Origin of the sequence: Alteromonas lipotrueae, assembly GCF_019249215.1 — a bacterium.
Lineage (GTDB): Bacteria > Pseudomonadota > Gammaproteobacteria > Enterobacterales > Alteromonadaceae > Alteromonas > Alteromonas lipotrueae.
The window spans coordinates 49,475-73,596 of sequence record NZ_JAESDI010000012.1; the positions used below are offsets into that span (position 1 = coordinate 49,475).

General features: G+C 44.9%; 24 protein-coding genes. 5 read left to right on the forward strand and 19 right to left on the reverse strand.

Going from position 1 to position 24,122, the window contains the following annotated elements; translation table 11 throughout:
* Positions 1–6: 6 nt before the first annotated feature.
* On the reverse strand, positions 7–2,979 hold the full coding sequence (locus JKP82_RS15125; RefSeq protein ID WP_159533304.1) for a sensor domain-containing protein: 2,973 nt from the start codon (positions 2,977–2,979) through the stop codon (positions 7–9).
* 157 nt (positions 2,980–3,136) lie between these two features.
* Here JKP82_RS15125 and JKP82_RS15130 point away from each other — a divergent pair, with 157 nt between their 5' ends.
* From JKP82_RS15130 to JKP82_RS15140, 3 genes are read left to right on the forward strand one after another with little or no spacing between them, the layout of a single operon-like run.
* Complete coding sequence (locus JKP82_RS15130) at positions 3,137–4,150, forward strand: serine/threonine dehydratase (protein WP_218397673.1); 1,014 nt, start codon at positions 3,137–3,139, stop codon at positions 4,148–4,150.
* A gap of 2 nt (positions 4,151–4,152) precedes the next feature.
* On the forward strand, positions 4,153–5,889 hold the full coding sequence (locus tag JKP82_RS15135; protein ID WP_218397674.1) for an amidohydrolase: 1,737 nt from the start codon (positions 4,153–4,155) through the stop codon (positions 5,887–5,889).
* 21 nt (positions 5,890–5,910) lie between these two features.
* Positions 5,911–6,552, forward strand: coding sequence for an MBL fold metallo-hydrolase (locus tag JKP82_RS15140; protein ID WP_126872841.1), 642 nt, complete (start codon positions 5,911–5,913; stop codon positions 6,550–6,552).
* A gap of 131 nt (positions 6,553–6,683) precedes the next feature.
* Here JKP82_RS15140 and JKP82_RS15145 read toward each other — a convergent pair whose 3' ends face one another.
* The gene (locus JKP82_RS15145; RefSeq protein ID WP_013782605.1) at positions 6,684–7,199 is read right to left on the reverse strand and encodes a lactoylglutathione lyase family protein; all 516 of its coding nucleotides are present in this window, start codon (positions 7,197–7,199) and stop codon (positions 6,684–6,686) included.
* 99 nt (positions 7,200–7,298) lie between these two features.
* On the opposite strand from JKP82_RS15145, the gene JKP82_RS15150 reads away from it, so the two are divergent.
* The gene (locus tag JKP82_RS15150; RefSeq protein WP_218397676.1) at positions 7,299–8,249 is read left to right on the forward strand and encodes a LysR family transcriptional regulator; all 951 of its coding nucleotides are present in this window, start codon (positions 7,299–7,301) and stop codon (positions 8,247–8,249) included.
* Positions 8,250–8,283: 34 nt separating this feature from the next.
* Here JKP82_RS15150 and JKP82_RS15155 read toward each other — a convergent pair whose 3' ends face one another.
* From JKP82_RS15155 to JKP82_RS15165, 4 genes are all read right to left on the reverse strand, one after another.
* The gene (locus JKP82_RS15155; RefSeq protein ID WP_159533310.1) at positions 8,284–9,117 is read right to left on the reverse strand and encodes a class II glutamine amidotransferase; all 834 of its coding nucleotides are present in this window, start codon (positions 9,115–9,117) and stop codon (positions 8,284–8,286) included.
* A 91-nt stretch (positions 9,118–9,208) separates the two neighbouring features.
* Positions 9,209–9,511, reverse strand: coding sequence for an S-methyl thiohydantoin desulfurase domain-containing protein (locus JKP82_RS20915; RefSeq protein ID WP_258544407.1), 303 nt, complete (start codon positions 9,509–9,511; stop codon positions 9,209–9,211).
* A complete protein-coding gene (locus JKP82_RS15160) occupies positions 9,495–10,337 on the reverse strand; it encodes an S-methyl thiohydantoin desulfurase family protein (protein WP_258544408.1) in 843 nt (280 codons plus the stop codon). Before JKP82_RS15160 ends, JKP82_RS20915 begins: the two co-directional genes overlap by 17 nt.
* Positions 10,334–10,774, reverse strand: a complete 441-nt coding sequence (locus tag JKP82_RS15165) for an SLC5/6 family protein (protein WP_159533314.1) — start codon at positions 10,772–10,774, stop codon at positions 10,334–10,336. Before JKP82_RS15165 ends, JKP82_RS15160 begins: the two co-directional genes overlap by 4 nt.
* On the opposite strand from JKP82_RS15165, the gene JKP82_RS15170 reads away from it, so the two are divergent.
* Complete coding sequence (locus JKP82_RS15170) at positions 10,757–11,281, forward strand: Lrp/AsnC family transcriptional regulator (RefSeq protein WP_218397678.1); 525 nt, start codon at positions 10,757–10,759, stop codon at positions 11,279–11,281. The two genes, JKP82_RS15165 and JKP82_RS15170, sit on opposite strands and share 18 nt — an antisense overlap.
* Before the next feature lie 62 nt (positions 11,282–11,343).
* Here JKP82_RS15170 and JKP82_RS15175 read toward each other — a convergent pair whose 3' ends face one another.
* The 13 genes from JKP82_RS15175 to bamJ all read right to left on the reverse strand — a co-directional run bounded on the left by JKP82_RS15175 (position 11,344) and on the right by bamJ (position 23,900).
* Entirely contained in the window at positions 11,344–12,219 is an 876-nt protein-coding gene (locus JKP82_RS15175) for an MBL fold metallo-hydrolase (protein WP_159533318.1), read from the reverse strand.
* 65 nt (positions 12,220–12,284) lie between these two features.
* A complete protein-coding gene (locus JKP82_RS15180; protein WP_159533320.1) occupies positions 12,285–12,548 on the reverse strand; it encodes a DUF1653 domain-containing protein in 264 nt (87 codons plus the stop codon).
* A gap of 143 nt (positions 12,549–12,691) precedes the next feature.
* Positions 12,692–13,765, reverse strand: a complete 1,074-nt coding sequence (dinB, locus tag JKP82_RS15185) for a DNA polymerase IV (RefSeq protein WP_218397681.1) — start codon at positions 13,763–13,765, stop codon at positions 12,692–12,694.
* Between the two features lie 332 nt (positions 13,766–14,097).
* Positions 14,098–14,331: a (Na+)-NQR maturation NqrM gene (gene nqrM / locus JKP82_RS15190; RefSeq protein ID WP_013782597.1), complete on the reverse strand. Its 234-nt coding sequence runs from the start codon at positions 14,329–14,331 to the stop codon at positions 14,098–14,100.
* Between the two features lie 10 nt (positions 14,332–14,341).
* Positions 14,342–15,373 (reverse strand): FAD:protein FMN transferase, encoded by a 1,032-nt coding sequence (locus JKP82_RS15195; protein ID WP_159533324.1) that lies wholly within the window; start codon positions 15,371–15,373, stop codon positions 14,342–14,344.
* A gap of 67 nt (positions 15,374–15,440) precedes the next feature.
* Positions 15,441–16,673 (reverse strand): NADH:ubiquinone reductase (Na(+)-transporting) subunit F, encoded by a 1,233-nt coding sequence (gene nqrF, locus JKP82_RS15200; protein ID WP_062088288.1) that lies wholly within the window; start codon positions 16,671–16,673, stop codon positions 15,441–15,443.
* A gap of 20 nt (positions 16,674–16,693) precedes the next feature.
* Positions 16,694–17,302 (reverse strand): NADH:ubiquinone reductase (Na(+)-transporting) subunit E, encoded by a 609-nt coding sequence (gene nqrE / locus JKP82_RS15205; RefSeq protein WP_013782594.1) that lies wholly within the window; start codon positions 17,300–17,302, stop codon positions 16,694–16,696.
* A 3-nt stretch (positions 17,303–17,305) separates the two neighbouring features.
* Positions 17,306–17,938 carry an NADH:ubiquinone reductase (Na(+)-transporting) subunit D gene (locus JKP82_RS15210; protein ID WP_126872855.1) on the reverse strand — a complete coding sequence of 211 codons (633 nt, stop codon included), beginning with the start codon at positions 17,936–17,938 and terminating at the stop codon, positions 17,306–17,308.
* Between the two features lie 10 nt (positions 17,939–17,948).
* Positions 17,949–18,713: a Na(+)-translocating NADH-quinone reductase subunit C gene (locus JKP82_RS15215; protein WP_159533326.1), complete on the reverse strand. Its 765-nt coding sequence runs from the start codon at positions 18,711–18,713 to the stop codon at positions 17,949–17,951.
* Positions 18,703–19,905, reverse strand: a complete 1,203-nt coding sequence (locus JKP82_RS15220) for an NADH:ubiquinone reductase (Na(+)-transporting) subunit B (protein ID WP_159533328.1) — start codon at positions 19,903–19,905, stop codon at positions 18,703–18,705. Before JKP82_RS15220 ends, JKP82_RS15215 begins: the two co-directional genes overlap by 11 nt.
* 2 nt (positions 19,906–19,907) lie before the next feature.
* On the reverse strand, positions 19,908–21,248 hold the full coding sequence (locus tag JKP82_RS15225; protein WP_218397715.1) for a Na(+)-translocating NADH-quinone reductase subunit A: 1,341 nt from the start codon (positions 21,246–21,248) through the stop codon (positions 19,908–19,910).
* 474 nt (positions 21,249–21,722) lie between these two features.
* Positions 21,723–22,901, reverse strand: coding sequence for an enoyl-ACP reductase FabV (gene fabV / locus JKP82_RS15230; protein ID WP_218397682.1), 1,179 nt, complete (start codon positions 22,899–22,901; stop codon positions 21,723–21,725).
* A 378-nt stretch (positions 22,902–23,279) separates the two neighbouring features.
* Positions 23,280–23,900, reverse strand: coding sequence for a BamJ family beta-barrel-assembly machinery protein (gene bamJ / locus JKP82_RS15235; protein ID WP_057789303.1), 621 nt, complete (start codon positions 23,898–23,900; stop codon positions 23,280–23,282).
* Positions 23,901–24,122 lie beyond the last annotated feature (222 nt).

The window sequence follows — 24,122 nt, forward strand, 5'->3', positions numbered from 1 at the left end:
ATTCTCCTAAACAGACACGAGTTTTGTCAGCCACTGTACGCGATGAGCAAGGGGCTTGGGCTTGTCTAAGGCAAAACCTTGACCATAGTCTACCTGTAGTGCCTTTAGTACATTTGCCGTTGCGGTATCTACCACAAACTCCGCCACCGTTTGCTTACCCATACTGTGAGCAATATTATTTATCGCAGTAACTGTAGCATGATCAATCGGATCGTGAACAATATTTCGAACGAAGGAGCCGTCAATTTTGACGTAATCAACATCCAAGTTTTTAAGGTAAGTGAACGACGACATTCCTGCACCAAAGTCGTCGAGGGCAAAGCTGCACCCTATTTCCCGAAGGGTGGAAATAAAATGTTTAGCCGCACTTAAGTTAGTGACTGCTGTGGTTTCTGTGATTTCAAAGCAAATTTTTTCTAGTGGTACTGTCGTACCTTGAAGCCGCTGGGTAATTTTTAACAAGGTGATTTCATCGCCGAGGGTAATTCCCGACAAGTTAATCGCTACTTTAGCCACATTGTCTACATGCAGTGGATTGGCCTCTAATGTCTTTAGTGTATTGTCTACCACCCAGTAGTCCACTTTGTTCATCAAGCCGTGACGTTCGGCAAGGGGTATAAACAAACCTGGACTAATAAGAGTGCCATCACTTCCGGTTAAGCGTAGTAGAATTTCATAGTGTTCAAGGCCGTTGGTATCGTCTTCAGTTATGCCATTAAGGGGCATAATGGCTTGGCTATATAATTCAAAACCATCGAACTGTAGCGCTTTGTGCAGCGTGTGTAACACATCATTTTCGCTGTTATCCATGTTCAGTTGTGCATCGTGAGCATGGTAAACAAAGTACCTATTTCTTCCTAAATGCTTGGCCTTATAGCAGGCATTATCAGCGGCCTTGATGAGTTCTGCGGCGTTATGCTCTTGCGGATTCATTTCAATTACACCAATGCTCGCCCCAACGAAAAATAGCTTATCTCCATACATAAACCGGTAAGTAGAGATAGCCTTTAACAGCTTATCGAGCTTAATTTTTACCTTATCAAGGGGCTGTTCATGATAAATAATACAAAATTCATCTCCGCCTATTCGGGCAAGCAAGTCTTTCTCACTAATGTGCTGCCTAAATATGGTAGACACTTCTTGAAGTAACTTATCGCCAGCGGGGTGCCCGCAACTGTCGTTTACTAACTTAAACCTGTCCATGTCGATAAAGCACATTACGCCAGGGTTAGTGCTATCATCCGAGTTTCGTGAAGGGTATATGGTAGTGACGTTGTCTCTTTCCACGTCTGTATTTTTATCAGGCGTATCGGCTGCATTCGCCTCTAAAATGTCACGGAGTTGTTTATCAAAAGCATACCGATTGAGTAGACCTGTAAGTTGGTCATGATTGGCCTGATAGGCGACTTCTTCTTGCAACGCCTGCTCTTTGGTTACATCTTTTGCAATACCTTCAACTGCGATTAGGGCACCAGACTCGTTCAAGATCGGCGTATCTGAAAACTCTAGTACCAATTCTTTTCCTTCACAGCTGGTGTAGTGAACCAAATATGGGTCGGGTTTTACCCCCTCCCCCGATTTCATTCGTATATCGAAAGTCTCGTCTGGTATTTTCCTTAACAGTCGCGATTCTTTCTCGATGAAATACTCTGGCGTAAACCCCAAAATAGTATTAATTCCAGCACTGACATAAATAAACTTATGTTCAGCGGTTTTGGTATAAACGAAGTGTCTATGCATGCCATCGACAAGCCTCCGATAGCGCTCTTCGCTATGTTTAAGTGCTTGCTGAGCTTTGAATCTTTCTGTGACATCCCTAGCGGTTAAGGCAATATTGTCTCCCGCTTTAACCACTTGTACCTTCAACCATTCAGGCGCAATTTTACTTTCCTTAATAGCGACGTACTCTTCAAAGGGCATGTTGTTTGTTGCCACCTCCTTGATACAGTCGAACAGTTCGGCTTTACCTAGAAACGCTAACTGGTCTTTCAGTGTTTTAGTGCTTAACTCTGAGCATGCTCCACGAAATAGAAAACGGCTGTAGCGGTTCGCTTCAACTAGCTCGTAATCACTGCCCTTGGGCCGATAAATGACTAACGCATCTAACGAGGCCTCGCTTGCCGTAAGGTAGCGCTTTTGACTGACCGATAGATTCACCGCACCTTTCATTTGCTTATGAAAAATCCAGCTGGCCAACGCCGACATTAAAAGCCCGATTACCGCGACTAATAGGCCAACGCTATAACGCCCCACTTGAGTTTGCATGGAAAGCGAAAACTGCCGACCAATAAATGAAAATGGCTCAGTAGTAATAACGGTTCCATCATTGACCAACTCACCATTGCTAAATAGGGTGTGCCCCGAGTCTCGAAGCACAAAATTAAACTGAGGACCTTCTAGTTCACCTAGCATAACGCCCAAAATCGTTTGTGCGTCAAAGCCCGCCAATAAGTACCCGTGATTGAGTTCTTGAGGGCTAATAGAACGGCCAACAATAATATGGTAATGACCCGTTACTGACGAATGTACCAACGTACTCGCCAGCGATTCAGCAAGCGCGGGAATAGTTAGCCCCACCGATACGAGTGGCTGGCCGATAAGTTGGTTCGATAGGCGAGTTTTCATTCCATGAGAGGGCGTAGCAACCCATTGAATAATGCCGTTTTGATCAGCAAACGTTAGTGAACTATAGCCGCGCTGCATCCCCATCAAAGACATTGCTTGCGCATTAAACCAATCTACCTGATTGGGCGCAAAGGTTGGCCAGTTACGCATTAAATTGTGGACGGCTTGGATGCGTTCGGTAGAGAATACTTCTAAGCTAATTTTTACCTGTTCAGCAACTGACTGGGCTTTTGAAATCCGCACCCGTTTGTCTTCTTTGTCGAGATAGACACCCGCTGAAACAAAAAGTATGGAAAGAAACACGAACAGCACTAAGGGGAGTCCGTAAATTCGGTGGGTAACTCTTGATTGCATTACAATGACCTCTCATTCGAGAGGCTGGGACTATAAACCTCGAATATGAAATTTTTATGAATTATCCTTTTAGAATTTAAATGGTAGGGTATACCTTTACATAATGATCACTGCGTTTAAATAAACGTATTTCTAATGAAGATACAAGGCGTTACTCATGCACCCTAATGAAACGGAACTCTCCTATTCGTCTATAACTCAAGCGTATGACAGAATAAAAGACCACGTAACGCGCACACCTATTATGGAGTCGAGTTTGTTAAATAGGTGGATGGGGCACCGTATTTTATTCAAAGCTGAATGCCTTCAAACCATAGGCGCGTTTAAGCTTCGCGGCGCACTGAACTTTTTAGGTCACCTTCACGAACAAGGTAAGTTACCAAAACAAGTCGTAGCGAATAGCTCGGGTAATCACGCACAAGCCGTGGCATACGCGGCGGCAAAGTATGGCATTCCCGCGACTATTTTCGCTAGCAAAACAATTTCTCCTATTAAAGCAGCGGCCACTGAAAGTTATGGGGCAACACTTAAGTTGTTCCCCACCCGCCAAGAAGCAGATATCGCCGTGGCTAATGCAGCCGAAGAAGAAAATACTGTGTGGATCCCACCATTTAACCATCCAGACATTGTGGCCGGTCAAGGCACCGCCGCAATGGAAGCCCTCGAAGATACAGGAAAGGTAGATGCTATCTTTGCCCCTTGTGGCGGTGGTGGACTGTTATCGGGTACTTTGCTTGCGGCTCGTGCGCTACAACCCGATGCGCTAGTGATTGGGGCTGAACCACTGGCTGCCAACGATGCATCTCAGTCATTGCAGCAAGGCGAGATTATTGCCCTTGATGCCCCACCGGTAACCCTTGCCGACGGCGCAGCAACGCCCTCGGTTGGCAATGTGACCTTTCCTCTATTACAAGAGCTTGATGATTTTTACGAAGTGGACGAATTGCAAATAGTCTACTGGACGCAGTGGCTACAGCACCTATTAAAACTTCATATAGAGCCCACTTGTGCCATGAGTATGGCAGCGGTTGCTGCTTGGGCTGCTAACACGCCACCTGGGCAAACGGCATTGGTGATGCTGTCAGGCGGCAATATAAGCCAAGCCTCTATGACCGAAATTTGGCAGCGCGACTTTTTACTACAACCCCCTATTATTAACACAGAAGAATAAGCATGCTAAAAATGCACGTTAATACGACAGAAATAGTAAGTGGAATTCCCCCTAATCAAAGTAACAGATACGGCATTAAGCGCTCCTTTCTTAAATTCGGTGGCGCCCTTGCTATAGCCACACTATCGGGTGTTGCGTGTGCAGCAACACTTTTTACCAACGTAAAAGGTTACACGCTGAATGATGATGCTGATTTAATATCGTTCACATCGATTCTTATCGACGAAGGCAAAGTGCTTTCTCTCGATATAAAAGTAGATGAGACCACTGCTCAAACGTTAAATATTTCCAACACCATTGATGGTAAAGGCCGCGTAATGTTGCCGGGGCTTATTGATGCGCACGGGCATTTATTGGGCTTAGGTGCCAACCTACTGGAAGTTGATTTACGTGAAAGTACCAGTGCTGCCGATGCCGCTGATAGCGTAGCAGAATATGCACTGGCGAATAGCACGCAACCATGGATTACTGGCCGAGGGTGGAACCAAGAGTTATGGTCTGATAGAGCCTTTCCAACCAGTGGTGATTTGGATAAAAAAGTGTCCGACCGGCCGGTATGGCTAACGCGTGTAGATGGCCATGCGGGTTGGGCTAATACCAAAACCCTTACCTTGGCCGGTATTACCAAAGACACCCCCACGCCCGTTGGCGGTGAGATAGTTAAAGATGCTAACGGCGAGCCGACTGGAGTATTAATTGACAATGCCATGGCATTAGTCGAACCCTATTTACCAACACAGAGCAATGCGGTTTATAAACGCCAACTTGATGCCGCAGGTAAGCACTTACTATCAAATGGTATTACGTCAATGCATGATGCGGGTGTCGGCCGTGGTGTGTACGACTTCTATATTAAACAAGCAGTTCAAGCTGAATTACCCATTCGAATATACGCCATGATAAGCGCCACTGACCCTGACTTAAGTAAACTACTTGGAAAAGGGCCAATACGAGACGCTAATGATTATTTGTACATTCGTTCAGTCAAAGCCTACGGTGACGGAGCCCTTGGCAGTAGAGGCGCAGCCTTATTAGCCCCCTACTCTGACGCCCCCCACCAGCATGGTTTATTACTCACTCAGCCTGAGGAAATGACGCCGTTATTTACGTCGGTCATCGGTGCTGGGTTTCAATTGAATTACCACGCTATTGGCGACAAAGCGAATCATGTTGCGCTTAATGAATTTGAAAAAACATTTGCTGCTATTGGCGGTAGTGAATTACGTAACCGAATAGAACATGCGCAAGTTATCGCGCCTGAAGATCTCGCTCGTTTTGCCGAATTAGATGTATTGCCATCCATGCAACCAACACATGCCACCAGCGATAAAAATATGGCTGAAGATCGCATTGGAAAAGACAGAATGAAAGGTGCTTATGCGTGGCAAACTTTACTTGAATCAGGCATTCCTTTGCCATTAGGCTCAGATTTTCCTGTCGAACTGGCAAACCCATTTTATGGTTTGCACGCTGCGGTAACCCGTCAAGACAGAGACAATCAACCTGTGAAAGGCTGGTATGCACACGAAGCGCTTACTATTGAGCAAGCCTTTAAAGGCTTTACGTTGGATGCTGCTTACGCGGGACATATGGAAGATACACTTGGCACCCTTACACCGGGCAAATGGGCTGATTTTATACTGGTTGATCAAGATATCTTCACCATTGATAAAAAAGATATTTGGAAAACCCAAGTGCATGCTACCTACATAGCAGGCAAACAAGTGTTTTCGAAATAGCCGTTGTTGGGAGGCAGCACATTGGAAATTGTTATTATACCGGTTACGCCATTTGCTCAAAACTGTTCGCTTATTTGGGACGCAGGTAGTAAACAGGGGGCATTTGTTGACCCTGGCGGAGATATACAGAAACTTATCGGCGCGGCGTCGGATAATCAGGTCACTATTGAAAAAATCATTCTTACCCACGGTCATTTAGACCATGTAGGTGGCACCGTCGAACTGGCTAAACATTACGATGTGCCGATAATAGGGCCACATCTGGGGGACAAGTTTTGGCTAGATGCCCTTATGCAGCAAAGCCAAATGTTTGGCTTTCCACCTGCCACGCCCTTTGTGCCTAACCAATGGTTAAATGATAAAGATACCATTTCAGTTGGCGAGCTAACGCTTGAGGTGTTGCACTGTCCTGGGCATACCCCTGGCCATGTGGTTCTGGTGGAGCGAACGAGTAACAAGGTTATTGTGGGTGATGTGATTTTTGCAGGCTCGATTGGGCGCACTGATTTCCCTCAGGGAAATCATCAGCAGCTACTCGATTCAATAAACGCGAATATTTTAACGCTGCCTGACGATATGGTGATTTATCCTGGTCATGGCCCTACTACCACGGTAGCAAAAGAAAAAGCCAGCAACCCTTATGTTGCGGGGCAATGGGGTTAAGTGCTAATAGAAGTGCCAATACGGTAGCTTTCCTGCCCATTAAAAAAGGCGAGTGATCCACTCGCCTCTTACTATTATCAATGTCTAACGTTATAGCCATTGATGCCTGCTTCCTTTCCTATTGCCTTTACCTATTGGTAGGCACCGCTGGCGTAATGAAGTTCATAGCTGTGGCTATAAATTTCTAGAATGTTGCCAAACGGGTCTTCCATGTAAATCATGCGGTAAGGCTTCTCGCCTGGGTAGTAGTAACGCGGTGCCTTCATGCGTTTCTTTCCACCCGCTTCTACAATCTTCTCTGCCAAGCCTTCAACATCTGGGTCTTGAACACAGAAATGGAACACGCCAGTCTTCCAGTATTCGAAGTTATTTTCAGGGTTTTCCTGATTTTTAAACTCGAAAATTTCTACACCCACACGGTCGCCCGTTGAAAGGTGAGCAATACGGAACTTATCCCAACCTGCACCAAATACGTCGGTACACATCTCGCCAATTGCTGAATCATCTTCAACAATCTCAGTGGGCTTCATAATTAAGTACCAGCCTAGTACTTCAGTGTAAAATTTAACGGCGGCATCAAGGTCTGGAACCGAAATACCAATGTGCGAAAACGTACGTGGATAAGGGGTGTTAACTGCTTCAGTCATCTTTATCTCCTCAATGTAAAGTATGCACGTATATTAACTAGACAAAGCAAACACTAGAAATTATGATTAATTCTCAAATCCATAATTTAAATTTATACCATGCTAAATCCACAGTGGCTTGATACGTTCAAAGTGCTAGTAGAAACGGGGAATTTTACCCGTACCGCAGAACAACGATTTATGACGCAGCCCGGTGTGAGCCAACACATAAAAAAATTGGAAGAAGCCTGTGGCTGTGAGTTACTCATTCGCCTAGGTAAAGGTGTAGAGCTAACTGAACAAGGGCAACGAGTTTACGACTATGCGCAAAGCTTGAGTAAGCATGAACAGGCACTCATAGAAAGCTTAAAGTTTGATGCGCCCTACGAAGGACAGTGTGTAATTGGTTGCTCGGGTGCGTTGGCTCAGCGTTTGTACCCTGTACTTGTTGAGCTACAGGTTGCCCATCCGAGTTTGAGTATACATTTAGAAGTTGCGCCCAACCGAACCATCCTCAATAGCATTCACGCTTCTAGCCTAGAGTTAGGCATCGTCACGCAACAACCTGATGAAGAGATGTTTTCCTCTGAAAAAATCGGTAGCGAATCTTTGGGGCTTATATTGCCCAAAGGTGCTCTTGGTAATTTAAGTACGAATAGTGCTGATAATAGTGCTGACAATAGTGCAAGTAGCCAAGAAAAAGACATTGCCGATATCTTGCTATCGCTTGGGTTGATTAACCACCCCGACGCCATGCACTACCTAAAACTTTACTTTAGCCACTCGGGCGAGCAAGCGCTAATGCAATTAGATCCTAGTCGGTTGCCAAAGCGTGGTTACATTAATCAGCTGTCTCAAATTTTATTGCCCGTAAGCAAAGGGCTGGGCTTTACCGTACTGCCCATTAAAGTACTAGATAGCTTTGCCAACGCCACTGAAAGTTTAACGATATACCCTGCAACAAACGATGTTGCGGAGCCTCTTTACTTTGTGAAAACACCCCACCGTTCGTTGCCACTACGCTATCAAAAAATTCAGTCGTTGATTGTACAAGCGCTTGGAAGCAGTTAAATCAGCAAAAAGCGATGTTAGCTCAACTTGCTTGTTACGCGCTCAATTCAGGGCTTGGGCTTGTCATGGCCGCTTCAGATTTGTGCACAGGAACATCCACTTTACCGCTGGCAATCACCTCGCCTTGCTGCCATAGCTTCCATTCACCACGCTCGTAAATATCCCATTGTTCGTCATGGGTTAGTGGCGCAGTGGCAATGATACTCACCACATCGTTGGGTGTGGTTTCTGCAGCAAAATCAATCTCTACCTCCACGTCGCTGAGGCAAGCTGGGCCAAACGGGGCACGGCGGGTAATGCTCGCCATTTTGGTGCTACAAAATGAAAACAACCAGTCGCCATTGCTTAATAAACAATTGAATACGCCCTGCTCTGCGTAGCCTTTTGCGATATCCACCAGTGTATCGGCCAATTGTTGCGGCATCGCATCACGAGGCAAGTTCTCGCGCACCTGATTCATTAAGTCGCAGAACATGGCTTCGCTGTCAGTATCCCCAACGGCTTCATACATACCTTCACGAGGTACAAAGTTAGGCAGCTGCCCATTGTGGGCAAACACCCAATACTTACCCCACATTTCACGGGTGAAAGGGTGGGTGTTAGCAAGGTTTATATTGCCTACATTAGCTTGGCGAATATGACAAATAGCCGTTTCGCTTTTAATCGGCAGGTGAGATACAAACTCTGCAATTTGAGACGTGGCACAGGGCTCTGGATCGTGAAAAAGGCGAATGCCCTTGCCTTCATAAAATGCCATGCCCCAGCCATCTTTGTGCGGGCCTGTCTCGCCACCACGTCGGGTGAGGCCAGTAAAGCTAAAACACAAATCAGTTGGCGTATTGGCACTCATGCCAAGCAGTTCACACACGATGTACCCTTTTTTAGAACGTTAATAATAACAGGCTTGAGCATAAACAAGCTTGGCGCGCTAAGCAACGCGCAATACGTCTAATTTACACCTATTTATTGTGCCTGTTTTGCAAGCTAGCTGGGCGATAAGGCGCATCTACACCAACATACGCTGGACCAAAGGTAGCTAAGCCCTTTGGGGTTAAAAATGCATCAGGTGCAGGCAAAATAATAACCGCTAACGATTGGCCAATTTCATAATGCGGATTGGTCACTGGCTCACCGGTATTCTCATCAATTACACAAATGAGATCTGGAATAGTCACATCCACTTCACCATCGTAGTAGCTGACCAGGTTTTCGTTCTTAACCCCTAACTGGTAGGTATGTCCTGCGTCATCTCCCTTCATCATCGTCTGCGCCAGCTAAATCAACGGTTCCGACAGAAAAGCCACCTATGGTATCAAATTCAAAGGCTGTCACTTTGCCTCTAAAGGCAACAAAACCATTGCCAACGTCTGCAATCACTTTGGCAATATCCGCACCTTGCTGTTTGGCTGCCGACACTGCTTTACCTAGCGCCCACGCTTTTGAAATAGTTCCACCAATAAGGGCATGACGGATATCTTTTACCGGCATAGCGTGGTCGATAGCCGCAATGTCGTTGGCGCTAACTCGGCAAAGTGCACGCATAACGTGCTCGGCTCTTTGGTCATCATGCAACCCTTCACACACGAAGATTTCGCAAAAGCTATTGGCGGCAATAACAGGCGCGGCATCAAGTCCGTTTAGATAATAGGTTGAGTGGGTTATTTCAGGTACAGCCCGCCCAGCGGGATCACCGTCAATCACCACGCCACCATTTAACGCTGCGGTATAAAATGCCACAGCCGTATTGGAACCGCCCATTTCACAGCATACCGTGCCATAAAACTTTCTATCAAAATAAGACTCTATGCGGCTATACGCGGCGCATATAGCTGGCTCAGCATTTCTGGGTAAGGCTTTGTATTCGTCGGCCTCTTTGGCCGTTAAATCGAGGGCGCCGAGCAAATAAGGCGTGCAAATCCATTCATCGTCGGGGGCTTCATCTAGCCCTACAAGCCGAAGTGGTAATCCTTTCTCTATCACTTCGTTAATTAATTCTAGGCCTTCACTCATTTCACCACCGCCCCCGGTGCCTAGCACAGTACAGCCTAGCAAAATGTCTTTCATATCTTGAAAGCTTAGTTCTTTCATAGGTTTTCTCTTTCGGTGGTGTCTTTGGTTGCGGTTATGGTTGCGGGTGTAGCGCTATTGGCACTGTTCTTTATGGCGGTCTTATTAGTAAGAACTCGCATTGCGCGGGATAAAAAAAGGTAGCTGGCTAAGGAAATAATTAAGGCGTCTATGGCTTCAATAGGGGTGATAAAAAGCCCAGTTTCAGCGCTCGAAAAGCTAAACAGGATACCGGTTATCCACGCGGCTATGGCGCAAATGTTAAACGCAGGAATAAAGTCACCCGCCCGGTACACAGCTTGTCGTCGCAGAATAAAAAAGTCAGCGCAGTAGATAGCGGCAACAGGGGTAAACATGATGGACAAGGAGAAAAGGAATTCAGCGCGAAAAACAGTTCTAAATGTAGTAACTCGTGTGTTTAAGCCAACAGAAACCACCTTATGAAAAAGATTATTCATTTAGATAGTTACAATCAAAAAATATTGGCTATATTGCATTTGCAAGCAGACCTCACCAACGTGGAATTAGCGGGCCGAGTTAACCTTTCCCCTAGCGCCTGCTTTCAGCGAGTAAAAGCATTAAAAGAAGCCGGGTACTTTCGCACCTTTCACGCTGATGTGAATATTGAAGCCATGTGCGAACATGTTTTCGCGTATGTTGAATTTACCTTGCATGACAATAGTGCCCCATTTAAACGGCGCTTTATTGCTGCTATTCAAGAAATACCAGAGTTCATGGATTGCATGCAGATTACAGGAAAAGTGGATTATGTGTCGTTCAGTTGTTTTGCGAATATCGCCAAACTAAATGATGCCTGTACCTTGCTGAGTGACAGAGAAGAGCTTGGTATTAAGCGCATTGAAAATCGAATTATTTTATCAAGAGAAAAATTCTTTTTGGGCTATCCGCTGGCGCAATTAAAATGGTTAGATAAAGCGAAAATTTCTATGCTTACCGATAACTAAAAAAAGGAGCTGCTACTTAGCTGCTCCTTGTTTGTTTTTAAAAGTGGCTCTACGTGCTTCGACTAAGCGCCTTTGTATAATGTTGTAATCCACTTCTCTTCAGAAATGAAGCTCCATGCCCACTTGTCCCATTTACTATCGAGCCCTGCTTCAGTAATTGCTTCAAGGCTCATGCCTTTTGCTTTCTGCGCTTTTACAAAGGCAAAAGTTTCTTCAATCATGGCAAGAAAATTGGTGTACTCGGTTTTATTGCTAAGTTCTCCATGACCAGGAATGAGCACAGTATCGTCATTTATCTTCGCCAACACTTGCTTGACTGATTCGATGTAGCCTTTAACACTGCCGCCAGAATTTAAGTCGATGAATGGGAATAACCCATTAAAGAATAAATCACCCGTGTGCATGATATCCGGCTGTTCAAACCATACTATGCTATCGCCATCGGTGTGCCCTGATTCAAGATGCATAATGTGAATGGTTTCACCGTTAAAATGTAACTTAATACCGTTTTCATAAGTGATAGCTGGTAGCGCATCTGGCGATACTTTTTCATCGTTGGCTAATCGAATGCGCACGTTATCGTGGGCTAATATAGTCGCGCCTTTGTGGCTGTGGAAAAATGCATTTGAGCCTGTATGGTCGCCGTGGTAATGGGTGTTAATCACATACTTGGGCTTATCGCTGCCAAGCTCGCCAAGTGCCGTCGCAATTTTTTCAGCTAGAGGTGCGAATTGATCGTCAATAATTAGAATGCCATCGTCACCCGCAGAAACGCCGATATTGCCGCCCATCCCCGTCAACATATGCACAGAACCTTTAAGTGCTGTTGCCTCTATTTCAACCTTTTCGAAACGGTCTTGCGAAAAAGCGGCAGGAATGAAGGTGGTCGATACTAAACTTGCAGCAAGTAGAAAACTTCGGGTAAGTTTGTGCGTCATTAGGGTTCCCTTAAAGAGTGCTTATTATTAAATAGATTTAAGTACACTATGACTTAGTTTACGGTTCAGATCATTTTTTCGTCGTTTGGGATCTCACCAATATAAGCAAATCGAGGGACTGACTTACCTTCTACCACCACCTCTTCTTGAAACATACTTAATGGACGAACCCACAGGGCTTTTTCGCCATAACATGGACGATATACCACTAAGGAAGACTCGTCTTCTGAATGTATCGCCACTTCGTAAACGTCGTAATCACTGCCTTTATAATGGCGGTATCGACCTGGGGTTTTAAGTTCTTGGGTTTTAGGTTCCGGGGTAGTCATGATGGTTCCTGCTTTTCACTTTTTTGTTAATTTGAATACGGTAAAATTCGGGCTCTGTTCATAAAGCGTCTGATAAGGTTTCCCGTACTTTGCGGCTATTCACCTATGTACACACCAGTCTACGCTCTTTACTACTCACTTTTCTACTCACCTTCTAGGGGCAAAGGGAGCTGATGTATGGTTTGTGCCTCACCAAGACCAATATGTAGCCCAACTAAGCGTATACCACGGCCTTTAGCGCGCTCGTAAGCTTCTTTTAGTAGGGTATCAAAGTAATGCGCATTTAACGAAAGGCATCGATGCTCAACCGTGGTTAGCTGGAAGTCTTGAAATTTAAGTTTCACCCCTTGAGTACGAATACGAACAGGTTTGCCTGTGCGCTTTTCATGCGCCTGAATGCGTTCCTGAAGCTTTTCCAGTAAATGAGGCATAAAGTCTCTACATTCTTCCATCGAATGAATATCGTTGCTTAGGGTGCGCTCTACGCCTATAGACTTACGCTCTCTTGATACTGACAGTTCTCGATCATCAATACCATGCGCACGCTCCCATAATACCGCACCAAATTTACCTAATTCCTTTTGTATGCGCTCAAAAGGATAACTGCGCACATCGTTACAGGTAGCTAAGCCTAATCGTTGTAGCTTTAGCATTGTCACCTTACCTACCCCTGGAATTTTTTTAAGAGGCATGCCCCTCACAAAACTATCTAATTTATCAGGAGTAATGACACAAATACCATTAGGCTTATTTTCATCGCTGGCCACTTTTGCTACGAACTTACAGGGTGCAACGCCCGCCGATGCGGTTAAGCCCAACTCTGACTCAATTCGACTTCTAATTTCTTCGGCTATTAACGTGGCACTGCCACCACAATATTGGCTATTGGTCACATCGAGGTAAGCTTCATCTAACGAAAGTGGCTCGATTAAATCGGTATAGTCGGCAAATATTTCGCGAATTCGTTGAGACTCTTTTACGTAAGCCTCCATGCGCCCTTTCACTAAGGTGAGATTTGGGCAAAGCTTGAATGCATAAGCGGTGGCCATGGCGGAACGAACGCCATATTTACGGGCGGGGTAATTACAGGTAGAAATAACCCCTCGATGCTGAGAGCTTCCACCAATGGCAATAGGGATATTGCGTAACGCAGGGTTGTCACGCATTTCAACCGCAGCATAAAAGCAGTCCATATCTACATGGATGATTTTTCGCATGGTGTATGCTCCCAAACTGCCCCTAAGCCGCCCCTAAGTTGCTAGCTCTTATTATACAAGCCTTTAAAAGGGCTGTATGTAAAAACAGTATTCTAGAACATATCAGTTAGGCTTACCACTGTATACGATGAATAGTGAGCAACCACTTTGCGCGAACTATGAGTGAATGGGCAAAATAGGCGTATCGTTTTAGATAAAAAAAGCGCGGTAAGCTTGCAGCCTATCGCGCTTTTATCTAGGAACGGTTATTGCCGTATAGTGTGATCCAATGTTGTGAAAGGCTCTGTTTTATCAGCGCCTACTTACATCACTAGGTTAACTACATCATCAGATTAAAGGATCTGATTTTGTTTCCATTCATTCAATTTCTTTTCTCTCGCTTCTTCTTTTTCCATACGAGATTTTTTCCTGTCGCAAGGCTCGGGGCAATCACATGCTTTAGCGATACCTAATGCGCCTAGTCCACCGCAACTACCCGAAATAGTTTTGCGCTGCACCAGGTAGCCAACAGCCATGGCGAGTACCATAGTGAGGAAGAAACCGAATGCTAAAATAAACGTAGACATAGCCTACTCCTTAATTATTTACTTCTACCAGTTTATCAAATTCTGGCGTGGCATACTCTTCAAATCCGTCGGCTGTGCGACGAATGAGGAATACAGCAAGTTGCTCTTGCTCTGCAAGGTCGATTGCACGTTGCCACCCCATTACATTAAACGCTGTGGCTAAGCCATCAGCAATCATTGAAGATGGGTTTACCACCGTAACCGACACCAAATCATGGGTTATCGGTGCGCCGGTATTCGGATCAATCAAATGAGAATAACGTTTACCGTCTTCTTCGTAATAGTTACGGTAATCACCCGAAGTCGCTATAGCATTAGTGCCAATAGACACCACTTTTTGTACCGCGCGTTCTGTCGTTACCGGCTTTTCAATCGCAATTAGCCATTCATTGCCATCACCACGCTCGCCTTTAACCCGCATTTCACCGCCAATCTCTACAAGATAATGCTCTAAATCATGGGCATCTAAAATGGCCGCCACTTCATCAACACCATAACCTTTAGCAATCGTTGATAAATCAACATACAGCATGGGGTTTGCTTTCTTAAGGCCGGTTGGCGTAGTAGATAATTTCTCAAAACCTACGTAATCGCGAACTGCATCAATATCTGCTTGGGTTGGCACTTTTTCTGGCCGTTTATTCGGGCCAAATCCCCATAGATTGACCAAGGGCCCAACCGTAACATCTAGCACACCGTCACTCAAACGGGCCAAGCGAAGGGCTTCAGTAACCACGGTAAGTGTCTCTTGAGACACAGCAAAGTTATCTGAATATCGGTATTGGTTAAAACGAGACAACTCAGACGTTGTATCGTAAGTCGACATCATTTTATTAATGTTAACTAACTTAGCGTCAATTTCTTCCTGCAAACCTTCTACTGCCGCCTCACCTTCACCTAGTACGTACTTAACATTGTAAGTCGTGCCCATGGTTTGGCCTTGCAGATGTACTACCGAAAGGGGTTTTTCACTGCAACTGGCAATAAAGAGGATGCTCATAGCAATAACTGCTAATGCTATTCTGGCAAAGAATCGAATCACGTTATGGGTCCTTTAACTAAACAAAAAGGGGGCTTACGCCCCCTTTACTCACTTGTCGATTTTCGGATTAACCACCGAAGTCATCAAGCATAATGTTTTCGTCTTCAACACCTAGGTCTTTCAGCATGTTGATAACGGCTGCGTTCATCATAGGTGGTCCACACATGTAGAACTCACAATCTTCTGGCGCAGGGTGATCTTTCAGGTAGTTCTCAAGAAGAACTTGGTGAATGAACCCAGTGTAACCTTCCCAGTTGTCCTCAGGCTGAGGATCTGAAAGGGCAACGTGCCACTTGAAGTTATCGTTTTCTGCAGCTAACTCATCGAAGTCTTCTGTATAGAACATTTCGCGAAGTGAACGAGCACCGTACCAGAAACTCATCTTACGATCAGTTTTTAAGCGACGAAGTTGGTCGAAGATATGCGAACGCATTGGCGCCATACCCGCACCACCGCCAACAAATACCATTTCGTTTTCGGTTTCTTTTGCGAAGAATTCCCCAAATGGACCAGAGATCGTTGCTTTGTCGCCTTCTTTAAGGCTCCAGATGTACGATGACATTTTACCAGCAGGTAGGCTTAAGTTATTAGGTGGCGGCGTAGCGATACGCACGTTCAACATAATAATACCTTCTTCTTCCGGGTAGTTAGCCATTGAGTAAGCACGAATGGTTTCTTCATCTACTTTAGATTCGATATCGAAGAAGCCAAAGCGTTCCCAATCACCGCGATACTCATCAGGGATTTCAAACTCTTTATACTTAACATGATGCGCAGGGGCTTCAATTTGAATGTAACCACCAGCACGGAAAGGTACGCTTTCACCGTTAGGAATTTGAAGCTTAAGTTCTTTGATGAAGGTCGCTTTGTTGTCGTTAGAAATAACTTCACAATCCCACTTTTTAACACCAAATACTGACTCTTCAAGTTCGATTTCCATGTCTTGCTTAATCGCAACCTGACATGACAAACGGCAGCCTTCACGGGCTTCACCTTTAGTGATGTGATCAAGTTCAGTTGGAAGAATTTCACCACCACCTGAATGCACGTCTACACGGCACTGACCACAAGAACCACCACCACCACATGCTGAAGATACGAAGTATCCAGCATCTGCAAGTGCACCGAGAAGCTTGCCGCCTGGCTCAGTTTTGATTGCTTTGTCTGGGTCACCGTTAATAGTGATAGTTACATCACCGCTTGGTACCAGCTTCGACTTAGCAAACATGATGATAAATACTAGCGCCAATACAATGGCAATAAACATGCCGACGCCTAGGAAAATTTCTACTTGATTCATTTATATGCTCCCGAGCTCGATTACAGCTGAATACCAGTGAATGACTGGAAGCCAAGTGCCATAAGACCCGCAATCATGAACACAGAGCCCAGACCACGAATACCATCAGGCATATCGGCATATTTAAGCTTCTCACGTACAGCGGCCAACAGCACAATTGCAATTGCCCAGCCCATACCACTTCCTACGCCGTAAACGACACTTTCGGTCAAGTTATACTCACGTTGTACCGCGAATGCCACACCACCGAAGATAGCGCAGTTAACCGTAATTAGCGGAAGGAAGATACCAAGCGCGTTATAAAGCGCAGGGAAAAACTTATCTAAGCTCATTTCCAAAATTTGAACCAATGCCGCGATAACGCCGATAAAGGTTAAGAAATTCAGGAAGCTTAAATCTGCGTCAGGGAAACCAGCCCACGCTAGTGCACCTGGTGCAAGGATGTTCACATAAATGATTTGGTTAACCGGTACAGAAATACCCAGTACTACGATTACCGCAACACCAAGACCCATAGCAGTTTTAACTTTCTTCGATACCGCCAAGAAGGTACACATACCTAAGAAAAGTGATAACGCCATGTTCTCAACAAAAATTGAGCGAACAAATAACGACAAATAATGTTCCATGACTTACTCCTTAGGCTCTACTTGCTCGGGACGAAGGGTACGGATAACCCAAATCATACCGCCGATTAAGAAGAATGAGCTAAATGGTAGGATTAACAAACCATTACCCTGATACCAACCACCGTTTTGAACTAGTGGAAGAATTTCGAAGTTCAGAATAGTACCGAAACCGAATAGCTCTTTAATTGTACCAATAACAATGAGTACAAATGAGTAACCTAAACCGTTACCAATACCATCTAAAAAGCTCATCAGAGGTGGGCTCTTCATTGCATAGGCTTCAGCACGACCCATTACGATACAGTTAGTAATAATCAAACCAACGAATACCGACAGCTGCTTCGAAATTTCGTACGAATAAGCCTTCAATATTTGGTCAACTACGATTACCAACGACGCAATGATAGTCATTTGGATGATGATACGAACGCTTGATGGTATCTGGTTACGAATCATTGAAATAAACAAGTTCGAGAACGCTACAACCGTTGTTAGCGCTAAAGACATTACCAAGGCTGTTTCTAGCTTAGTGGTAATAGCCAGTGCTGAACAAATACCCAGAACCTGTAAGGCGATAGGGTTGTTGTCCATAATTGGCCCAAAGAGGGCCTTTTTCATTTCTTTAGTATCTGCCATGAGACTCCCCTTATGAACGCCATGCCTGAGTCTTCAGGAACTGGCCGAAGCCTTGCTCGCCTACCCAGTATTGAATAGTGTTTTCAACACCTTTACTGGTTAGGGTAGCACCTGAAAGCGCATCAATAGTGTGTGGATTGCTTGGGTTTGCATTTTTAACTACGCGGATAGCCACTTCGCCATCTTCAAATAGTTTCTTTCCATCCCATTTGTCCTGCCACGCTGGGTTTTGCACTTCGCCACCAAGTCCTGGTGTTTCTTTTTGTTGATAGTAAATCAACTCACGAACGGTTTCGCCATCGGCGTCAAGGGCAAGAAAACCGTACATAAGATCCCAAAGACCACTACCGTGCACTGGTAAGATAATGCGAGATACATCGCCAGCTTCATCACGTACCAAATAAACACTGGCAACATTAGGGCGACGTTGGAAGCCAACGTTGCTGCTAGTCACTTTTGTGCTGTATTCAGTTTGCTTGGCTGCTTTATACATATCGTAATCTGGCTCTGGCGCTTCTACAAACTCACCGCTTTCCAAATCAACATAGCGAGATTCAATCTTTTCGCTATATGTACTTTCGATGGTTTTACCCGTCATGCCTGTTTCGTAAAGCCCTGCTGCGTTCAAAATGTTGCTCTTTTTATCGAGCGACGCATTAGTTTGTTGTAACGAGCGCAAGCCTACAGCGGCGCCAGATACAACAATTGAACACACAAGACAAACGGCAACTACAACGCCAATCGTTTTTCCTAAAGATTCTTTCTTAGCCGACACGAGCTACCCTCCGCTTGATATTACTTTGTGCGACGAAATAGTCGAACAGTGGCGCCCAAAGGTTGGCAAAAAGAATGGCCAACATTACACCTTCTGGGAAGGCTGGGTTTAGCACACGTACAAGTACTGTCATAAAGCCGATGAAAATACCGTATGCCCACTTACCTTGGTTGGTAAACGATGCAGACACAGGGTCTGTGGCCATAAAGAACATACCAAAGGCAAGACCACCAATAACAAAGTGCCAATATGCAGGCATAGCAAACATGTAGTTGGTATCGCTACCAATCATATTCAGCAAGGTGGCAAACACGGCTACCCCAATCGCTACACCAGCAACAATTCGCCAGCTTGCAATACGCATGTACATAATGAACAAGCCACCAATTAAGATAGCTAATGCAGATACTTCACCCGCAGAACCTGCGATAGTTCCGAAGAAGCTATCAAACCAAAGGTCCATGTTAGCGTAATCAAGCGTGCCTGAAGCCGCTTGGCTTAATGATGTTGCACCTGAGTACCCATCAGCAGCAACCCAAACTTGGTCACCAGAGATTTGTGCAGGATATGCGAAGTATAAGAACGCGCGACCAGACAATGCAGGGTTTAGGAAGTTACGGCCAGTTCCACCGAAGACTTCTTTAGCGATAACCACACCAAAGGTAATACCTAATGCAACCTGCCAAAGCGGGATAGTTGCTGGTAACGTTAATGCGAAAAGTACCGAGGTAACGAAGAAACCTTCGTTAACTTCGTGCTTACGTACCGAAGCAAATAGTACTTCCCAGAAGCCACCAACAATAAAGGTAACTGCATAGATAGGTAGCCAGAAGCAGGCACCATAGAAGAATAACCCTAACAAACCGGAATTCGCTAAGTCTCCACCTAAGGCAGTGAATAAACCTGCTTGCCATGTGTCAGGCAGTGTACCGGCACCAGCAGCAATAGCTTCTTGCGCTTGGAAACCAATGTTGTACATACCGAAGAACATTGCTGGGAATGTTGCTAACCACACCAAAATCATGATGCGTTTAAGGTCAATGCTGTCACGCACGTGCGTGTTAGCTTTGTTTACTTTACCAGGAGTGTAGAAAATAGTTGCCGCTGCTTCATACAGTGCATACCATTTTTCGTGCTTTCCACCTGGCTCAAAGTTCGGTTCAATCTTTTCTAAATACGCTTTTAAACCCATGACTAACCCTCTTTCTCAATCGTGGTCAAACAGTCGCGTAAAATCGGGCCGTAGTTGTATTTGCCAGGGCATACATAGGTACACAATGCCAAATCTTCTTCGTCCAACTCTAAACAACCCAATGTCTGAGCACTGTCACAATCACCAGAAATCAGATCTCTAAGCAAAAGCGTAGGGATGATATCTAGGGGCATAACGCGTTCGTAATTACCAATTGGCACCATAGAGCGCTCAGAGCCATTGGTTGTTGTTGTCATATCAAACTTCTTGCTGCCACCTAAGTGGCCTAGATAAGCGCGCGTGACGGAATGCTTGTCTGAACCAGGTGTGATCCAGCCAAGGAATTTCTTCTCGCGACCTTCTTTAAGCAGTGATACTTGGGTGTGGAAACGACCTAAGAAGCCGTGAACACCTTGTGCTGTTACGCCGTTTAACACGGAACCCGAAACGACACGTACGTCACCGTCTTGTTGTTCGTTTGCTAGCAACTCTTCTAAATCAGCACCTATAGAGGTACGAACTAGACGAGGATTTTTAGCAGATGGACCACCAATAGCAATAACACGACGGGCATCTAGCTCACCCGTAGTAAGCAATGCACCAAAGGCCATTACATCTTGGTAGCTAATATGCCAAACCGTTTTATTCAAACCAGCAGAATCCAAATAATGGATATGTGTACCTGCTAAGCCGGCTGGGTGTGGTCCACCGAATTCTTCTACGTCTACTGCGGCATCGCCAGTGGCTACTGATGAGCCTGCAGCTTTACAAACATAAACTTTGCCGCCACTTAACTGCGTTAACGCTTTTAAGCCGTTTACGAAGTCATCGTTGCGCTCAGCAATAATCACCGCTGGGTCCGCGGCTAGCGGATTGGTGTCCATTGCTGTAACAAAGATTGAATTTGGAATCGAGTCGAGGGCTGGAGATTTGCTAAATGGGCGCGTACGCAACGCTGTCCACATACCTGACTCAACTAGGATTGATTGGAGTCGCTCCCGCTCAGTACTCGCGATTTTGTCTGCAGCAATTTTATCAAAGCTAACAGCATCACTGCCATTAACCTTAACCACTACTGATTGCAAAACACGCTTTGCACCACGGTTTACCTCTACCACTTCACCCGCAGCTGGAGCAGTGAACTTAACGCCAGGATTCTTTTTGTCTTCAAAAAGCATCTGGCCTTTTTTCACTACATCGCCAACTTGGACGTGCATGGTAGGGCGCATACCCACATATTCTTCTCCCAGAATGGCAACGCGTGAAACAGCAGACCCTTCAGCGATCTCCTGCTTCGGCGCTCCCTCTATTGGGAGGTCGAGACCTTTCTTGATTTTTATCATATGTAATCGCACTACTCTAATAGAAATACTCTTTTGCATGACCGTAGACAATCCTGCTTATCAGCATGCAAAAGCGTACTATTGTTAAGGTGTTGAACACCTTTAATATTTAGATTGACGGAATTTTTTACTGTTACGGTCAGCCTGTTATGAAGCCGTAACTTATATTCCAAATGTATAAGCGACGTTATACGCCTTTTCTTTTATAGACCAACAGTGAAAATTCACACTTATTTTTGTTGTTGTATTACTGCTATCAACGCCGTTGTTGAGTAGGGGTAGAATAGACCCCTGCTTAATTTCGGGATTTTAGCATTAACCGAGCGGTTTGTGCCACGCAAATCATAGATAAAGAGCAACTTTTCTATAATTTAATGTAAACCCCATTTACGTTTAAGTGGTAAGTAAACAACGAAAAAGCCGTCTATTCGACGGCTCTACTCAATATTAGGCTTAACTAAGTATAGTAAACCTTTACCATTTCACGAGTGGGTCAATATCCTGTTCGTAATCAACACCTTCAATATCAAAACCAAACAGTTTTAAAAATTCGTGATGATAACCAGCGTAATCGCTTAGCTCATGAAAGTTCTCTTGGGTCACTTTGTCCCACAAGGCTTGAATTTTAGCTTGCGTAACGTCATTGGTTTCAATGCCGTCCATGCGATAGCGGTTTGCCTCATCTAATGTAGGTGTATCACCGAATAGGCAGGTAGAGAACAACCCATGTATTTGTTCAATACAGCCTTCATGGGTCCCGTCGCGCTTCATCACTTCCTGCATTAACGATATATAAAGCGGCATAACAGGAATGGCAGAACTGGCTTGTGTAACCAGAGCTTTCAACGAACTGACATTCGCTTCAACGAGTAACTCGGTGTTTTTACCAATGATAGCAGCAGCGGCTCTGTCTAAGTCTTCCTTCGCTTTTCCGATGGTCGCCTGGCCATAGATAGGCCACGTTAGGGCTTTTCCTATGTAGGTATACGCCGTGGTTTTGCAACCTTCAGCAAGTACGCCAGCTTCGCCCAGTTGATCCATCCAACGCTCCCAATCTTCTCCGCCCATGACTTTAATGGTGTTTAAGATTTCGTCGTCGTTTGCCGCCTCTAGGGTAACATCATGCACTTTGTCTTTGTCGGTATCGTAAGTTTTGGTGGTGTACTCACGCCCCACAGGTTTAAGCGTAGATTTATAGACTACGCCCGTATCTGGATCGGTTCTGCGCGGTGACGCCAAGCTATAAATCACAAGGTCGACCTTACCCATATTGGCTTTAATCTTATCTATTGTTTGCGCTTTAATTTCATCAGAAAACGCATCACCATTGATAGTCTCAGCATAAAGCCCTTTTTTAGCTGCCTGCTGATGGAAAGCAGCAGTATTGTACCAACCCGCAGTGCCAGTTTTACGTTCTGAAGGCGCTTTTTCGAAGCAAACGCCAAGGGTTTTTGCTCCATAACCAAATGCAGAAGTAATACGCGATGCCAAGCCATAACCCGTAGAACTACCTATGACTAGCACATTTTTAGGGCCATCACCCAAGCTGCCTTTCTCTTCAATATAGGCAATTTGTTGCTCTACTGACTTTGCACAACCCACAGGATGTGCGTTTGTACAGATAAAGCCTCTCACTTTAGGCTTGATAACCATATTCATTTTCCTTTTTTATGCGTGCGCCTATTGTAAACGTGCAAAGGCTGATAACAACTCGGAGCAGATGACATCAATATACACACCGAACACCTTATTCATCAAAAAGATACACATGTACAAATGGGTAGCCTAGTACGAAAACTGTTTTTAACGTCTATATCGAAAGAATATCTTGGAACGCTATAGAATGTATACGAAAACAAAAATGATTAACGACTATTACGCTAGAAGTTAATGTAAAACGAGGGTAGATGCTAATTTAAGAACGGACGTATAAGTCGAGCAAGGGAGAGAAAAGTGAAGTGTGAAGTGTGACGTTAAATGTGAAGTGAATAAAAAGGTGAGCCCCCACAAGAGCTCACCTTTTTGAGTGAATTAACCTAAGATATCAAGCAATTCAACATCAAAAATTAACGTGCTGTATGGTGCGATTGCTGCACCAGCTCCTTGCTCACCGTACGCAAGATCATGTGGTACGTATAAACGCAACTTAGCACCAACTTTCATAAGCTGTAGTGCTTCAGTCCAGCCTCTGATCACGCCACCAACTGGGAATTCAGCCGGTTGACCACGATCGTAAGAACTGTCAAAAACGTCACCTGAAGTAAGTGTGCCGTGGTAATGCACGCGAACCGTGCTATCTGCAGTTGGCGTTTCGCCATCGCCTTCAGCCAATACTTCGTATTGTAGGCCAGATTCAGTTACCTGAACTTCTTCACGCTTTGCGTTTTCTTCAAGGAACTTAACGCCTTCTTCGATAACCGCTTTGCTTGCTTCTTCTTTCTCAGCTTGCATACGCTTATGGATTTCGCCGAATGCATCACGTAGTGCGTCGTTATCAACCTGCGGAGCTTGACCCGCGAAAGCATCTTTTAACCCTGTCACTACCGCGTCAATAGCTAAACCTTCAAAAGGATTAGATTGCAATTGTTGACCCATTTGAAAACCAATGCCGTAACTTGCTTGGGTTTCCACTGTGTTGAATGTATCAGTCACAAGAACTCCTGAAATTAAATTACAAATGCAGTACAAATTTCAAACAAACCGCGTTTCACGAATATGTTTCTGCATTTTCCGATGCAAGAGTGTAGCACACCATAATTTATCTTGCTTTGAGCATTAAATAGATGGGGGCAAATGGAACAAAATATTGTAAATTATAACGCAAAGTGGTTTTACAACTTGTTAAGTACTTAGTATGGTGAAGGCCATATAATT

Bases quoted from the DNA above. Each gene is read 5' to 3' on its own strand.
- JKP82_RS15125 (WP_159533304.1), bottom strand. From the start codon at position 2,979: ATGCAATCAAGAGTTACCCACCGAATTTACGGACTCCCCTTAGTGCTG.
- JKP82_RS15130 (WP_218397673.1), top strand. From the start codon at position 3,137: ATGCACCCTAATGAAACGGAACTCTCCTATTCGTCTATAACTCAAGCG.
- JKP82_RS15135 (WP_218397674.1), top strand. From the start codon at position 4,153: ATGCTAAAAATGCACGTTAATACGACAGAAATAGTAAGTGGAATTCCC.
- JKP82_RS15145 (WP_013782605.1), bottom strand. From the start codon at position 7,199: ATGACTGAAGCAGTTAACACCCCTTATCCACGTACGTTTTCGCACATT.
- JKP82_RS15150 (WP_218397676.1), top strand. From the start codon at position 7,299: ATGCTAAATCCACAGTGGCTTGATACGTTCAAAGTGCTAGTAGAAACG.
- JKP82_RS20915 (WP_258544407.1), bottom strand. From the start codon at position 9,511: ATGATGAAGGGAGATGACGCAGGACATACCTACCAGTTAGGGGTTAAG.
- JKP82_RS15160 (WP_258544408.1), bottom strand. From the start codon at position 10,337: ATGAAAGAACTAAGCTTTCAAGATATGAAAGACATTTTGCTAGGCTGT.
- JKP82_RS15170 (WP_218397678.1), top strand. From the start codon at position 10,757: ATGAAAAAGATTATTCATTTAGATAGTTACAATCAAAAAATATTGGCT.
- JKP82_RS15165 (WP_159533314.1), bottom strand. From the start codon at position 10,774: ATGAATAATCTTTTTCATAAGGTGGTTTCTGTTGGCTTAAACACACGA.
- JKP82_RS15175 (WP_159533318.1), bottom strand. From the start codon at position 12,219: ATGACGCACAAACTTACCCGAAGTTTTCTACTTGCTGCAAGTTTAGTA.
- JKP82_RS15180 (WP_159533320.1), bottom strand. From the start codon at position 12,548: ATGACTACCCCGGAACCTAAAACCCAAGAACTTAAAACCCCAGGTCGA.
- dinB (WP_218397681.1), bottom strand. From the start codon at position 13,765: ATGCGAAAAATCATCCATGTAGATATGGACTGCTTTTATGCTGCGGTT.
- nqrM (WP_013782597.1), bottom strand. From the start codon at position 14,331: ATGTCTACGTTTATTTTAGCATTCGGTTTCTTCCTCACTATGGTACTC.
- nqrF (WP_062088288.1), bottom strand. From the start codon at position 16,673: ATGAATCAAGTAGAAATTTTCCTAGGCGTCGGCATGTTTATTGCCATT.
- nqrE (WP_013782594.1), bottom strand. From the start codon at position 17,302: ATGGAACATTATTTGTCGTTATTTGTTCGCTCAATTTTTGTTGAGAAC.
- JKP82_RS15210 (WP_126872855.1), bottom strand. From the start codon at position 17,938: ATGGCAGATACTAAAGAAATGAAAAAGGCCCTCTTTGGGCCAATTATG.
- JKP82_RS15220 (WP_159533328.1), bottom strand. From the start codon at position 19,905: ATGGGTTTAAAAGCGTATTTAGAAAAGATTGAACCGAACTTTGAGCCA.
- JKP82_RS15225 (WP_218397715.1), bottom strand. From the start codon at position 21,248: ATGATAAAAATCAAGAAAGGTCTCGACCTCCCAATAGAGGGAGCGCCG.
- fabV (WP_218397682.1), bottom strand. From the start codon at position 22,901: ATGGTTATCAAGCCTAAAGTGAGAGGCTTTATCTGTACAAACGCACAT.